This window comes from aff. Roholtiella sp. LEGE 12411, from assembly GCF_015206995.1.
In the GTDB taxonomy this organism is placed as follows: Bacteria; Cyanobacteriota; Cyanobacteriia; order Cyanobacteriales; family Nostocaceae; genus Komarekiella.
The window spans coordinates 1-13,122 of sequence record NZ_JADEXR010000163.1 but is presented as its reverse complement, the minus strand read 5'-3'; the positions used below and the strand labels follow the sequence as shown (position 1 = coordinate 13,122).

Here is a 13,122-nt window from a genome sequence, read left to right as displayed (position 1 = left end):
TAATCTAATTCATATTTTTCAGAATACTTCATTCATTTTATTTATCATTTTAGGAATTTTTACACTTATCTATGTCATTTTGAAATCTCTCTTAGTTTTTATTAGTAAATAAGGTGCGTTTCCCCTAGCTGAGGCATCTTATTGAAAGGAACTTGGCTCAAGCCAGGGACTTGGTTAATAAAACTACCCTGCCAGCCTTGAAACTTACTTAGAGGTGTAGTTGTCAGTCCTGGAATTGACTCGGTAGAATACTTGGCTAAATCAAGTTTACCTAGTGGGATGTTGGCGGCTTCAGGATTTGATTTGATTAATCGTGATATTTTCCCCCCACCCATGCGGACTCTGGACATGATTGCTGCTATGGGTGGTACAAGATTTGCGTTAAGATTACCTATTCCAGGGATTGCCTTAAGTAGAGATAACGGTGTTTGCCATTGCATTAAGCCAACATCTTTAAGTGTAAGTTTGGGATTGATTGGGACAATTGTAGATAATTGCTTAAGAGTAAAAGAACTAGTTTTAAAAGCATCATCTATATCTCCCAGCATCACCACCGAATCAGCTTTTTGTCCTGCCGACCATTCTCGTGATGGATCATAACCAAATACTGAAATGAGGTTTTGAGGAATCTTTAAATATCCCGGTTGTTGCACTGGAGGTAAAGTATCCCAAGTAATCTTTGACCAATCTGGCGCTTGAGTTTGGTACTTTCCTTGACTATAGGTAATTGTTGGAACTTGAGCTATTGATGGCAATTGAATTGAGCATAAAGCTAAAGATGCTAATAGCAAACAACTTTGGTAGTTCATTCGATGTGTCCTGAGTATTTAACTTCAAACTTAGATCTGTCCCCACTTAATCAACTGCTCAATAACTGATATCGTTGTACCTGAGATTCTGGCTGAATCTGCGCGTGATTTACCTTGTCGGAGTAAAGCGATCGCAGTTTGTATTTGATTCCATTTAGGAGAGCTTTGTCGAATCTGCCCTTTGTGTTTGGCAATCAATAGTCCATAGGCTAGAGCATTAGCATCATTCCTCTGTAAAGATGTACCGACAGGTTTGGCTGTGCGTGAAACTGTTGTGAGTTGTGGTGTGCCATTTAGTGCAGGGCTTAGTGGTATATTTCTCGGCAGCGGCTGAGGCTTCTCTGATTCCGGCTTAATTACCAAACTTGTATATGAAGGCTGTCCGCCAGTTGCTATTAACTTAAATTGATATTGTTTTTGATTAGTAAGGATAGTAATTTGAGTGCTGCCATCGCCGCTTGATGTCATGTTAGGAAATGCAATTGGCTTAATCTGCCTGATAAATAAAACTGTAGCTTTGCCACCTTCACAATTTTGGTCATCACCTTTTGAGCATAAATTACCATTTGAGGTAAAAGCAAAACGGCTTGGATCTCCTATCCATACTTGTTTAATGGTTTCACCTGTAGCCATGAAATCAAGGGTTAAGCCATAACCCTTGGAGACTTTTAACTCAATGCCCATTGAATCAATATCTTGAGAGTATATAACTCTTGCAGGCATAGCCAAAGCTTGAGTAGTATAAATTGAAAATATGGCAGCTAAAGCTAAAACTCTTTTCATAAAGATATAGCTTGATTAATAAATATTTGAACTGTTTTACCTGCATCTATAACAAATACTTTATCTTGCGAACTAAACTCACTAGCTTGTCTTTGATTAGATGCCTGAATATCTCGCAGGACATTCCCAAATGCACCCTCACCAAATCCAGACAGCAAATCTCTCTCTCCATTGGTTGTGCTACTAGTTGAAATACCTGATGAAGTAGTAGTTATTTGAGCAGTGGGGCGATTTTGGATTTCAGCAGCTTTAGCAACACCTGCAATAACCGCGGACATAAGAGAATTTCCAACATTACTACCATTACGAGATTGAGCTTTAAGGAAGCTGCCTTCTTTTGATAGAATCAAAACAGAGTTTTCAGGTAATTGTTTTTGTTGAGTTTCGCCATCCTTGTTAATTAGAACTGCAACTCCGTGCAGATGCACAAATCCTGAAGAGTTTGAATTGCTTAACTGGGCCACAAGGTAAGAACCTAATGGCAAGACTTCACTATTATCAGCAGCCTTAAGAGGCTTCGATATCTTAATCAGATAATTCTGAGCTACATTGCTTGAATTCTGGGGACTCCAAGCGATGGGAGTTTCTAGCTTACCCTCAGTCTTACTCCCTACGAGTACACGTTTTGCATCGTAATCAACTTCTTGATTATTTCCTGACTCCATTACATCCTGGTCAGAAGTTTTTACACTTTGCCCCGTACCGCCCTTTATTCCATTAACGTCTGGTAATTCATCCTCAACACTAGAACTAGAAAAGCTACCAATCTGAGCAGCCGCTTGCCACTGTTGAGCAGGGTCTACAGGTTGAGACTGGATTCTAGAAACAGATGCCTGCTTAATAGGGCGAGAAACTGCAACAGGTTTAGGCTGTGGTTGTGGGATTCTAGGGGGGGCGACTAATTTAGGTTGTGGAGAGATAGAACGGGCAATAGGTTGCCGTTGAGGTATAACCCTTGGTTGAGGAGGAGGGACAACCAAGGGTTTGGGCGATGAGACTGCTTCTTGTTCTTGAGCCTTTTGATTGCGAAGTTTCTCGAACTTTTCTTGTTGACTGGTCAAAGCTAGCGCTGTCTTCGTCTGTCCTGTTTCATCAACAGCCTGAGATTCTTGAGATACATCTTCAGTTTTTGTTGGCTCACCAGTTTTAGTAGTAGCCTGGTTTAAAGCAGATATAGAACCATTAATAACACTACCAATGAGTGCAATGAATAAAAGTATTCCACCTCCAACCACTGCCATCTTGATTAAAGGATTTTGTGAAATTGGTCGGGTTGTAGTAAATAGCTCCGGCTCAACTTCTTCTTGTTTACTCTGGGCAATAGGTTCTTGAGGCTTTATGCTATTTACCCCATTCATCGCCGCAAAATCCTTTTTCTTCTTCTCTGAAGATGTGTTGGCGGTATCTGTATTATTAACTTCAGTGGTATTTTCAATTGTAGTATTAATAACAGCTTCAGTAGTATCGATTGTTTGAGTCATTTGCCTAACCCTAAATCTTGAATCTTATATATTTCCATTCCCGCTTGACGAACACGAGAAGCTGTTTGCTGATGTTGAGATGAAATATGGGGAAGTATTGGAGTATCTATCGCCCTAACAAAAATTGTTTTGTTAAAGGCAATGGGTGAACCAACCATATTGTTTCCCTGAAAAACAATAACTTCAGCAACCATGTCAATAGACCATTTACCTTGTCCAATTTTCTTCGGCTCACTAAAAAGATTGACTTTTAATATTGATTGAGTTGTTCCATTGAAAACATCAGGAGGTGTTAGCTTGGCTATCTCCTTAAGGAATGGTGCTCGAAAATCTTCAGATAAAGCAAATCCGGCTGACCATGTTGTAGTTGTGATTTTCTGATCTCCAGCCTGGACGCCAGAATCAAGTTTTATTTTGTCAGAGGTATTTGGACTGTATTCATTAAGTGAAACTGGAACTGCATTCCAACTAAGTAAACCCGTCATTGTCTGACCGACGAAATATGTGATTGCTTGAGGGGAACGCTCGTAATTATTTATTGACGATACTCTGATAGACTCACCATTTCCAAGTTCTACAAGTGTAGGTGCTTTCGATTCGGCAATTTTACCAACACGGGAGAAATTCAGTAATTCAATAAATAATAAAATAGTAACAAGTACGGCATTACCTATCAAAAAAATTGGCGTAAAATTTAGTTCTTTTCTTTCCAGTAATCTCATTTATCTTTTTCCTAAAACGAACTTGCTGCTACCAGTGATGGCAGAGAAAACAGAAAGACCTCCACCAGTACCTATTGCTAAAGCAAGCAAGGGAGAAAAGATGGCTTGAATAAGCTGATGTAGTAGAGGATTAGTGGAAGGAGCATCAACAATTGCACTAGCAGCTATTCCGACAATTATCGAATAAGAGATAAGGACTAAAGTAAGAGCAAGCCATCCTGACAGCCATGCATAAATTGCTTTACTACTCACAGGAAGCAAAGATAGAACAAGAAAAATGGGGGACACATAAGCAGTTAGTAGGAATGAAAGTTGTAATATATATTGGAATGCTGCCTCCATGCCGTTCAAAATAATAAATACTACACCTTGAACTACGTTATTAATAGTTTCTGCGCCAAGATCCAAAGGATTCCAACTACCGCTTCCAGAACCTAATTTTTTCTTTTCTCTAGCTTTTATTGCTTCTTGTCTGGCGTTATCAATAGCTTGATTTTTGCATTCTTCTTGTTTATTAGTAATATTTCCTTCCGCATCTTTTTCTACTCCTGATAGTGTGTCACATCTCGCTAATATTGTTTGCGTTGCAAGTACGAAAGATTGATCTGAGTTTACCATCCTGATAGAATCTTTCAGTGTTACACCGTTTTTAGTAATACTTAGAATACTTCTATTTAGCGTTACTGTAGTATTTCGTAATGCTAAACATGTACTAGCTAACATTGCACCATTATTAGTTAGCATCAGAATCACTAACAAAGGGTAAATAGTTTCACTGATAACATCAGGTGAAAAACCCTCTTCAGAAAATTTACTATACCAACCTAAACTCCACCAGCTAACTAAGACAACAGCAATCATTGTAGAAGTAGCTACCACAGCCGTATATACTGGTGCTTGTCCATTAGCAAAGCTAGCCCAGTCTCCCTTAAAGGAGTTGATCATTAACTCTGAACCTTTGTTAACAGAGTCTATTATCTCAGGAGCAATTGTCGTACCTGTATTTTGTCCTGCTTGTTGCCCATTTGATTGAGCAAAAACATAATTTAGTAACATTATTGATCCTCCCAAAAAGCATCAATACTAGCAGCAGATCTAATAATTTCTGTAGCAGTTGCATTAGACTCTGCTTCTTGCTTTCTAGCTTGTTCATTAGTGCGGCTAGAAATATCAGCTAAATTGATATTAGCAGTAGCTAAAGCGCGTGATTGTTTTTGTGATTCAGCGTGGATTGATTTAGCTATTACTGCGCTTTGAAGATTTTGTTCTGCCATCTTTTTCAAGATGTCTTGAGTGATTACGTCGGCTTGTGCAGCTTGAGCGTTATCAAGCGAAGTAACGGCAGCATTATTAGAAATTTCTGCTTCTTGTGCTTGAACTCGCTGACCTTCAGCACCTAAAATAGACTGTGCTTGCCCACGGCTATATTGTTCATTCCAATCAATTACAGCGCCTTGGGCTTGAGCGCTAGCATTAGTTTCAAGTAAATCTGTATCTTTTTTCGATATTGTGACTTTGATCTTTTTACCAGCATCCAAAGGATCAGGTATTCCCAAATCACCAATGGTTGAATTTATATCTTTTGTTAGCTCTTCTCCAAGTTCTCCCCATGCTTGTGTAAATTCCTCTTTGTATGCTTCTACATGTCTTTGCAAAGATTGATATATTTGTTGAAACTGTGTGAGAAATCCGGGTATAGTTTGCCCCATAACGGGAATAGTTGTAGCAACAGAAACAGCAGAAACGGTACTAATAATAATCAACTGTTTGGAAAACTGCATATAAATCGCCTAAATTAACTGTGAATGGTTCCGGTACACAGTCAGAAGAAACTGTTACTTGTTTATTTTTAAAATCAAAAGACTTTACTTCAATTACTAAAGCTGATGGAATTTCTTCAGTAACATCAAGTTTAGGTAATTTTCCTGTAATTAATAAATATTCGCCACCTTCGTTATAACCTGCTGTTGCACTAGGTTGAGACAGTTTGGGATTAGCAGTTTTTTCATTAATTAATTTAATTAAACTTGGACTTAAACTAATAAAATCCTTTGCTTTCTCTATTTGAAACTCACATTCTTTCTTTCTTTCAATTAATTTAGCGCTAGTTTTAGCTTGATTATCACTAATTGTTTTGCAAGCACCAAAAACTAAAACACCACCCAGTAAAACGATAGCAGCTTTTTTAAACATCATTTTAACTTTATTTCGTTTAAGTGACTTAATTATCTGCGAAATCAATTTTATATTTTATAATGGTTTACCTTGCTTGATACATGAGACGTAATGCTTGGAGAAGTGTAAGAGCCAATCAAACTTATCACGATACTGCAACTTAAAGCGATCCCGTGCAGCTTGTTCCTCCCGACTATTAACAACTAAAGCGAGTAGAGGGTATGAAGGATAGTAGCGACACTTGATGTATGTTTTGTTGTAATCAAACAGCCACAATGTGTACAACTGTTGAGCGTCCGGTGCAAATGTTTCATTATTTTCGATAATTTCAGTTGGGATACCTAGGTGTTCATGAAAGCTGTTAGCTGCACCAGAAACTATTTTTCCTATCAACCTCAAGGGCATGTTTTGTAATATTTGTTCCCCTGCCTCTGATCTAGCTATAGATATTACATCTTGAGCGGCTATAATAATACGACATCCAGACTTGCGAGCGGTAGCACACTTGCGACCAACTAAGCGAGAAAATGCGGGGAACCGCAATAGTACGCTGGCTTCATCCATAAAGAAAACACTGTTCGGACAAGATAAGGATTGCCTGGAAGCTGCGATGTATGCAGACATTGCAAACACCTCAGATTCCTTATTCGATTGCAAATTAGTTAAAGCAAAGGTGATAAGCTTAGAATCAGTTTCAAAAGTAGATGGCTTGCAAATGGCATCGCCAATTGAGCTAGCTTTCCAATACTGGAGTCGTAAGCGAATATACTTGAGCGCTTTATCTATATTGTCGTCCTGATAGCCTAAATCAATGCGCTCTGGGACAAAAAACTTTTCCATATCTACCAGTGTCGGGGTGTTAGTCCAAGCAGTAGAACCCAGTCCGTCTACCCTTGCTTCTGTAAACCGACGTTGAATGTCAGGATCTTCGTAGAAAGCTTTTGTACCAAGAGGGATTAGAGATTCAATAGTTTGAGCAAGAAAACCGTCAAACTGTTGTGACCCTAGCACTAGCTGTAAAAGTATTAAATTGACGTCGCTGCGATGGGCTTTAACGCGATCCTCTGTTTGTTCTTCAGGAACTTTTGATAAGTCTAAAGGCTGAACGAGATTATTAGATTGTTTAGAAATATCAAAGTAAAAACCTCCGTAGTAAGGGGTAAAATCTCCAAAAGTCCCTGAGCCATCATCATTAGGCAAGTCAATCATTGTGATGGACATCGCCAAGCTTAAACACTCTGCAATTATGGAAGCAACTAAAACTGACTTCCCACTGCCAGTCGTGCCAGTAACCATTAAATTTTTAGTTTTCGAGAAATCAATATTTACTGGAGAGTGTCCTTCGTTAGCAATTAATTCAAACCCTTGCCCATCGGCCGTAGCATTTTGAACAATATTAGCCATCGCAATCACCTCACTAGTGAAAAAAGTTCTCCGACGATTATATGGACTAGTCAGTTGTGGTTTTTGCTTTAATAGCAAAGTTTCTAGCCAAATCAACCAGCTGTACTGGATTTCACGTGATAATTCAGTGGGCTGGTTAATGTAACCAGATATCAATCTACAAGCGTCATCAATTTCTTCAGGGCTATCACGGTAAACTAGTATAATCAGTGCTAAATGTTCTGGAACGTCACCTGTATAAAGTTGCTTTTGAGCATCAACAGAGCGCTCAACATTAATTTGTGACAGCACATCAATGGTTTTACTGTTGGAGCGAGCTGTGTTGTGCGATCGCTTAGTGATCAATTGCTGGGCAACTCTAACCATCTTTGGATCAGCCGGACTAATTTCTGTGATTACTTCGATATCGTGAATAACGTCACGAGAAAAAACGTTCCACAAAAAGCAGATTTGATCAGCAACAGATTGGAAGATTTCCGGCTTTTGAGCAAGTGTCATCACGCCAACATATTTCTTACTACCATCACGAGTAGGTAGGCATACCCACTTGCGATCCGCGTAAGGAACACCATTGTTCAGTAAAACAGAAGCGGCATGAGTTTGCTCAACATACCTACGGGGTGAGACAGAAGACTCATTAAACTCTTCCCTTAAACCTTGTTCATCAAGAATTAAGGTGTGAGGAACTTTAGTCGGTATTGAACCAATATGATTAGATAATTCTTTCCAAAGCTGCTTCTCACTCTTTGGCGAGGGATGCAGTTTCATACTAGATAATATTTGTTGATATCTCAAAGAAGCGTTAATTGCTTTCTCTAAAATCTGTGTTAGTACCTTGTTAGTAAGCTCACTCGCACCTGTCGGGGTAAACTTGCGCTGAAGAAAGTTAGAGAGTTTAGTAATAGCCCTATCTATAGGATCACCTGGCTCAGTTCCTCCAGGCTTAACAGTAAAGGTAGTATAAATATTTAAGGTAATAGTCTTGCGTTGTTTATTGCGAATTAACTCTTGGGTTCTTGCTAGTTGAGCATAATCTAAAAACTCACTTTCATCAGAAACGGGAGTTGTTAAACGCTGCTGATAACGTTCTTCAATATCACTGTCGCTACAAAATGAACTCCAGCGAAAAGTAACTCTTTCGCCCTGTGGGATTTCCTTACAACCATTTTCAAAGGCTTCGGCAATCGCTTCTACTTGCTTAGAGGAGTTAAATGAGGGATGGATTCCTGTGCAAGTATATCCAAAGATTAATTGTAAAGTATTGTTAGTATCGCCTACCTGATTTTTACTAAGTAAATAAGCTCCAATTACGTAGCCTGATTTTTTGAGCTTAACAAGCGTTGCTAAGTCTAAAGAATCTTCAAAAGGGCTTAACCTTTTATTTTGATTAACTTGAGCTTTCACCATGATTTGGGGGCCTTACGGGAGCCAACCTTTCTTTTGTTCTGAGGAGAAGAATATTTCACGTAACTACGCACCCATAAAGGAGTAATGGGAAAAATCCTAGACCAAAATAGGTGAGGATTTTGACCAGACAAAAATAAGATAGTTACCGCTAGCCATATACCAACTAAAATACTCCAAATCATTCCTGCTCCAAACAGAAATGCTCCAAGAAATCCAGCACCAAGGGAAATCAAAGAGGCGGCAAATTGAAAACCTGTAAAGATACCAATTGGCGCGGCTTTACCGATGGATTGATTGATGTGTATTAAATCTTTTTTGTTTTTCATATAAAAAATTAAGGTCAATGCGGATCACACTGACCTGTCCTGTATACGTGGTTCAAGTGCAAGCAGCCGTAATGTTTGCAAACAGAATTTGCTGTGCAATAAATAACACAAGGGTTGTAAAGAAGATGCCGACAGGCTGTTGAATTACTTGGGTAATTTCTTGTCCATCTCCGATTGCGTTAGCTACTTTGAAGCTACTAGCTACAAAATAAACAAACAGCATAACTGTAATTGCTGCATTAATTACTGCTGGCAGGGCGTTCATTAAGGCATTACCTTGTACCGCAGCACCACTAAACATACATGTCAGGGCTATTTGAGTTGGATCAAATAGCCCAAATGCATGAGCTGGTATTGCTTGTCCCGAAACAATCATAGTAGTACCAACTGCGTAAATATGATACTGATATTTTTGCCCTAGTTTGGCGAAAGTTTTTGCCAAATTTTGGCTTGGTGTTCGTTGCTTGGGTTGAAATTGATTATTAGATGCCAAAACAATTACTCCTTTGTTCATCGTTCTATAAAAAGGGGAAAGAAAAAACCTTTAATCTAAACCCAGTAACTTTTCCCCTAAAGCAAATTCTGAGTTGAAAATGCACAAAGCAAGTAGTATTAACTTACTTTTTTGATCCTCTTTGAAGAAACTCCTCTATATCAGCTAAAGTATGCTCTCTAGCTAGAGAGCGAATTTCTTGAAGGGGAGCAATATGATACTTATATAGCTTGCTCATGCCATTTAGACCACCTGTTTTTTTGTTGGTGAATTTCTTAAACTCTGGCAAGTGCTTGCGAGCTATATTCAAATATGCTTGTAGTTGCCTTGCAGAAACCTTTGGCCTTAACATCGCCGCAACTTCTGGTCTTGTTAGTTCTTCATGTTGCCAGGTTAAACCCCCTATCCCCATGATTCTGAGAATTTCTTGGAACTTTTAACTACACATAAAATACCCGCTTTTTTCATGGCTGGGAAGGGGACATTTTACCCAGTTAGAAAATATTTAGCATACTGCCAAGAAATAAATGCCCAGCCGTCAAACAAGCCATCCTCAACAACGAATAATTTCAACACACGGCTGGGCATTTATTTTTATGGATCACTCTTATAGGTAAAAAGCAACTATTTTTTTTCCTTCGCGTTCCCACTTCTCATTCAGAAGCCAGCAAGTTGTATGAACAACCTTCATTGGATTTCGATGCTTCTTTCCACACCTGAACCAGCTTCGGACAGTATCGTAACTTTCGTATCCTAATACGAACGCCATCTCTTGATAAGTTAATTTCCACTTCTTCTTAAACTCTATTGGGTGCATAGCATTTATTAGGATACTTGCATGATGAACTATCTTATATTTGTAGCATAATTAGTTTAGTAGTTGTTAATATTATCTGTCTTCAAATATCATAAACTTTACATTTGTTTACCTTAATTTTTTCCGTAAATAATATGAACTATTGATAGACATCTCCTGCTTATCTATAATAAGAATGCCTCTGGTAATCAATCAAATTCATGTCCAATATAGATGCTGGCTAAAAGCTTAGAAATAATTCATCACAACTAATAAAAACATGGCTAGTGCAACTCCTGATCTAGTTCACTCTTACCTCCAGGAAATCGGTCGTTATCCTCTACTGACTCAATCTCTTGAGATTGCGTATGCAAGGCAGGTGCAGCAGATGATTGCAATTGAGCAAACAATAGAGCAACAAACACAACAGCTGCACCGTAAACCAACTCCTAAAGAACTAGCAAAGACAGTCCAAAAGACTGAAGCCCAAGTGCTTGAAATTCTGAACCTTGGACAACGAGCGAAACAGAAGATGATCACTGCAAATCTGCGACTAGTGGTTTCAATCGCCAAGAAGCATCAAAACCGCAATTTAGAGTTTCCCGACTTGATCCAAGAAGGGGCACTTGGTTTGCAGCGGAGTATTGAAAAGTTTGACCCTAACCGGGGCTATTCGATTGCCCATCCATCTCAACGAAAGACTCAATCAGATCAAGAAGCAAGAGCGAGAACTATCTCAATCACTGGGTCGTCGTCCTACTGTGGCAGAAATTGCCGAGTCCTTGAAACTCAAGCCTTCTTTAATTCGGGAATCTCTGAATGTCTCGAAACATCCCGTTTCTTTAGAGATGCGAGTCGGAAACGAACAAGAAACTGAATTAATCAATATCTTGCCTATACCTGATAACTCTCCCTCGGAGCAAATCAATCAAGAGCTTCTGTATCAGGAATTGAGCAAGTTACTAGCATTGTTAAAACCGAAGCAACGAGAAGTCTTGACTCTACGTTTTGGATTAGGGGATGATCGCCCAATGAGCTTAAACCAAATTGCAAAACGCCTTAAACTTAGTCGAGAGCGAGTTGTTAAAATTGAAAATCAAGCAATGAAAATTCTTCGCCGTCATCAAGATAATATCAGAGAGTATTTTGTTGATTAAAATTAGTTAATGTTGCTGTTCTCTCAAATATTTGTTTGTATGAGTCGAACCCGCTACTCCAAAGATTGGAAAGAAATTGCCACTGCTATAAAGCAAGCTTCTAACTGGCGTTGTACTAAATGCTCGCGCGTTTGCCTGCGCCCAGGTGAAAAACCCCAAGGCTGGTCTAAATCCCAACGTCGGGTATATAACCTACAAGTACATCACTACAACTTCGACCCTTCTGATAACAGGATCGAGAACTTGATTTGCCTTTGTAGTAGCTGCCATCTTGATTACCACCGCTTTGGACGAGGCAATGTTTCTCCAGGGCAGTTGTCATTGTTTTAGTTTTATTATCATGCCAATCTGCCACAATCTTTGCGTTTGTATTTCATTAGCAACGGCATAACAATCAAATCTAATAAGATAGGAATCAGCGAAAGCTTATATTTTTTTATTGAGAGATAAACACCCAGGTAGACCATGCCAAGCAGCAAGATTATCGAAGTCCGAGAATACACCGTCAGAGCGCACAAACGCGAGATTCACACTCGCGTTTTCAACTTCGTCTGTCAGCAGTGCCAACAGCCAACCCAACGCGAGACTTTTGGCCCTCGACCGCTCTACTGTGAACAATGCCGTCGTCCCCAACCACCCAAGAAATCTGTAGTCCCTCTTAAGAAGAGAAAACCCAGAGCTATGAACTATCGGAGTGACGAGGGAAAGGTAGGGTAAACTTTCGTTGCGCTCAAAAACCAATCAAAAGTGTCTTTGTTAGGGAGCGATCGCCTATGCAGTATAAACATTAATGTCAGTTGTTACTGATTTATCTCCCAACAAAGACAGAAAACGTTGAATAACTTCGCCGAACAGAAAGTATCTTTGATTAAGGCTTTGGCTAAAATATTCTGCTTGAAAAGTTACCAAGTCTTTGATACCTTCTCTAACTTCTTCTCTTGGCAAGTTAATGATATTATATAGAATAAGTGGCTGTGAGGAAAACCTGAATTCCTATGTCAAACAAGAATAGTAAATCACACAATTCTTCTACAAGAGAAACATTCAAGAATGCTGAATCGCCAAAGACTGCACTATTAGCCAATCGTCTAACTCCCACTAATAACCAAATTACTGACTGGCTGCGTTCGCCCCAAATCAAACAATGGCTCATCAAGCTACCAATGGGAATAACTAATGCACTCAAGACAGAGATGGTTAACACTATCATCATAAATATTCTTGATAAACCAGATAAAGATTGTCGAGTGCAATACAGTGGTGCAGCGATTGGGGTTGATGTCTTACGGTGGCAACTGTGGGCATCTTATAAATTGCCTTACGCTAGTGCAATTAAAGCTCCCGATTGCCCTTATACGCTTAAAAAGCACTTAGAGGAGGTTAAAAGTATTCCCGACTAACTTGCCGGATGATATAACCCCGTATTTTTGTGAAATTCCCACCCCATACCCGATTTATCCTTGCCCTTACACCACGCTACAAAAAGCGGTGGGTGCAAATTAGTTCGCTGCTCGCGTATAGTTTCTACATTTACACCAAGTCTTGCAGCTAAACCTTCTTCTGTTAATG

The 13,122-nt window shown here is 39.2% G+C and carries 15 protein-coding genes and 1 pseudogene; 4 read left to right on the top strand and 12 right to left on the bottom strand.

Going from position 1 to position 13,122, the window contains the following annotated elements; all coding sequences use genetic code 11:
* Positions 1-101 precede the first annotated feature (101 nt).
* From IQ246_RS24760 to IQ246_RS24715, 11 genes are all read right to left on the bottom strand, one after another.
* Positions 102-809: a hypothetical protein gene (locus IQ246_RS24760; protein ID WP_194005973.1), complete on the bottom strand. Its 708-nt coding sequence runs from the start codon at positions 807-809 to the stop codon at positions 102-104.
* Positions 810-839: 30 nt separating this feature from the next.
* Complete coding sequence (locus tag IQ246_RS24755) at positions 840-1,592, bottom strand: hypothetical protein (RefSeq protein WP_194005972.1); 753 nt, start codon at positions 1,590-1,592, stop codon at positions 840-842.
* Positions 1,589-3,073 (bottom strand): hypothetical protein, encoded by a 1,485-nt coding sequence (locus tag IQ246_RS24750; RefSeq protein WP_194005971.1) that lies wholly within the window; start codon positions 3,071-3,073, stop codon positions 1,589-1,591. The genes IQ246_RS24755 and IQ246_RS24750 overlap by 4 nt, the downstream gene beginning before the upstream one ends.
* On the bottom strand, positions 3,070-3,795 hold the full coding sequence (locus IQ246_RS24745; protein ID WP_194005970.1) for a hypothetical protein: 726 nt from the start codon (positions 3,793-3,795) through the stop codon (positions 3,070-3,072). The genes IQ246_RS24750 and IQ246_RS24745 overlap by 4 nt, the downstream gene beginning before the upstream one ends.
* A complete protein-coding gene (locus IQ246_RS24740) occupies positions 3,796-4,851 on the bottom strand; it encodes a type IV secretion system protein (protein WP_194005969.1) in 1,056 nt (351 codons plus the stop codon).
* The gene (locus IQ246_RS29980) at positions 4,851-5,576 is read right to left on the bottom strand and encodes a hypothetical protein (RefSeq protein ID WP_244142155.1); all 726 of its coding nucleotides are present in this window, start codon (positions 5,574-5,576) and stop codon (positions 4,851-4,853) included. The genes IQ246_RS24740 and IQ246_RS29980 overlap by 1 nt, the downstream gene beginning before the upstream one ends.
* Positions 5,545-5,991 carry a hypothetical protein gene (locus IQ246_RS24730; protein WP_194005968.1) on the bottom strand — a complete coding sequence of 149 codons (447 nt, stop codon included), beginning with the start codon at positions 5,989-5,991 and terminating at the stop codon, positions 5,545-5,547. The genes IQ246_RS29980 and IQ246_RS24730 overlap by 32 nt, the downstream gene beginning before the upstream one ends.
* Before the next feature lie 54 nt (positions 5,992-6,045).
* On the bottom strand, positions 6,046-8,781 hold the full coding sequence (locus IQ246_RS24725) for an AAA family ATPase (RefSeq protein ID WP_244142154.1): 2,736 nt from the start codon (positions 8,779-8,781) through the stop codon (positions 6,046-6,048).
* Positions 8,775-9,107 (bottom strand): hypothetical protein, encoded by a 333-nt coding sequence (locus tag IQ246_RS30610; protein WP_244142153.1) that lies wholly within the window; start codon positions 9,105-9,107, stop codon positions 8,775-8,777. Before IQ246_RS30610 ends, IQ246_RS24725 begins: the two co-directional genes overlap by 7 nt.
* 52 nt (positions 9,108-9,159) lie before the next feature.
* A complete protein-coding gene (locus tag IQ246_RS24720; RefSeq protein WP_244142152.1) occupies positions 9,160-9,600 on the bottom strand; it encodes a hypothetical protein in 441 nt (146 codons plus the stop codon).
* A gap of 124 nt (positions 9,601-9,724) precedes the next feature.
* Positions 9,725-10,012 carry a hypothetical protein gene (locus IQ246_RS24715; RefSeq protein ID WP_194005966.1) on the bottom strand — a complete coding sequence of 96 codons (288 nt, stop codon included), beginning with the start codon at positions 10,010-10,012 and terminating at the stop codon, positions 9,725-9,727.
* A gap of 664 nt (positions 10,013-10,676) precedes the next feature.
* Between IQ246_RS24715 and IQ246_RS24710 the strand changes: the two are divergent.
* From IQ246_RS24710 to IQ246_RS24700, 3 genes and pseudogenes are all read left to right on the top strand, one after another.
* Positions 10,677-11,553: pseudogene (locus tag IQ246_RS24710) on the top strand (sigma-70 family RNA polymerase sigma factor).
* 39 nt (positions 11,554-11,592) lie between these two features.
* Positions 11,593-11,883: an HNH endonuclease gene (locus IQ246_RS24705; protein WP_194005965.1), complete on the top strand. Its 291-nt coding sequence runs from the start codon at positions 11,593-11,595 to the stop codon at positions 11,881-11,883.
* Positions 11,884-12,018: 135 nt separating this feature from the next.
* Positions 12,019-12,270: a hypothetical protein gene (locus tag IQ246_RS24700; protein WP_194005964.1), complete on the top strand. Its 252-nt coding sequence runs from the start codon at positions 12,019-12,021 to the stop codon at positions 12,268-12,270.
* A 54-nt stretch (positions 12,271-12,324) separates the two neighbouring features.
* Here the strand turns inward: IQ246_RS24700 and IQ246_RS24695 are convergent, their stop codons facing one another.
* A complete protein-coding gene (locus tag IQ246_RS24695; RefSeq protein ID WP_194005963.1) occupies positions 12,325-12,498 on the bottom strand; it encodes a hypothetical protein in 174 nt (57 codons plus the stop codon).
* Between the two features lie 50 nt (positions 12,499-12,548).
* On the opposite strand from IQ246_RS24695, the gene IQ246_RS24690 reads away from it, so the two are divergent.
* The gene (locus IQ246_RS24690; RefSeq protein ID WP_194005962.1) at positions 12,549-12,953 is read left to right on the top strand and encodes a hypothetical protein; all 405 of its coding nucleotides are present in this window, start codon (positions 12,549-12,551) and stop codon (positions 12,951-12,953) included.
* Positions 12,954-13,122 lie beyond the last annotated feature (169 nt).

Coding starts and splice junctions, on each gene's coding strand:
- IQ246_RS24760 (WP_194005973.1), bottom strand. CDS start 809: ATGAACTACCAAAGTTGTTTGCTATTAGCATCTTTAGCTTTATGCTCA.
- IQ246_RS24755 (WP_194005972.1), bottom strand. CDS start 1,592: ATGAAAAGAGTTTTAGCTTTAGCTGCCATATTTTCAATTTATACTACT.
- IQ246_RS24750 (WP_194005971.1), bottom strand. CDS start 3,073: ATGACTCAAACAATCGATACTACTGAAGCTGTTATTAATACTACAATT.
- IQ246_RS24745 (WP_194005970.1), bottom strand. CDS start 3,795: ATGAGATTACTGGAAAGAAAAGAACTAAATTTTACGCCAATTTTTTTG.
- IQ246_RS24740 (WP_194005969.1), bottom strand. CDS start 4,851: ATGTTACTAAATTATGTTTTTGCTCAATCAAATGGGCAACAAGCAGGA.
- IQ246_RS29980 (WP_244142155.1), bottom strand. CDS start 5,576: ATGCAGTTTTCCAAACAGTTGATTATTATTAGTACCGTTTCTGCTGTT.
- IQ246_RS24730 (WP_194005968.1), bottom strand. CDS start 5,991: ATGATGTTTAAAAAAGCTGCTATCGTTTTACTGGGTGGTGTTTTAGTT.
- IQ246_RS24725 (WP_244142154.1), bottom strand. CDS start 8,781: ATGGTGAAAGCTCAAGTTAATCAAAATAAAAGGTTAAGCCCTTTTGAA.
- IQ246_RS30610 (WP_244142153.1), bottom strand. CDS start 9,107: ATGAAAAACAAAAAAGATTTAATACACATCAATCAATCCATCGGTAAA.
- IQ246_RS24715 (WP_194005966.1), bottom strand. CDS start 10,012: ATGGGGATAGGGGGTTTAACCTGGCAACATGAAGAACTAACAAGACCA.
- IQ246_RS24705 (WP_194005965.1), top strand. CDS start 11,593: ATGAGTCGAACCCGCTACTCCAAAGATTGGAAAGAAATTGCCACTGCT.
- IQ246_RS24700 (WP_194005964.1), top strand. CDS start 12,019: ATGCCAAGCAGCAAGATTATCGAAGTCCGAGAATACACCGTCAGAGCG.
- IQ246_RS24690 (WP_194005962.1), top strand. CDS start 12,549: ATGTCAAACAAGAATAGTAAATCACACAATTCTTCTACAAGAGAAACA.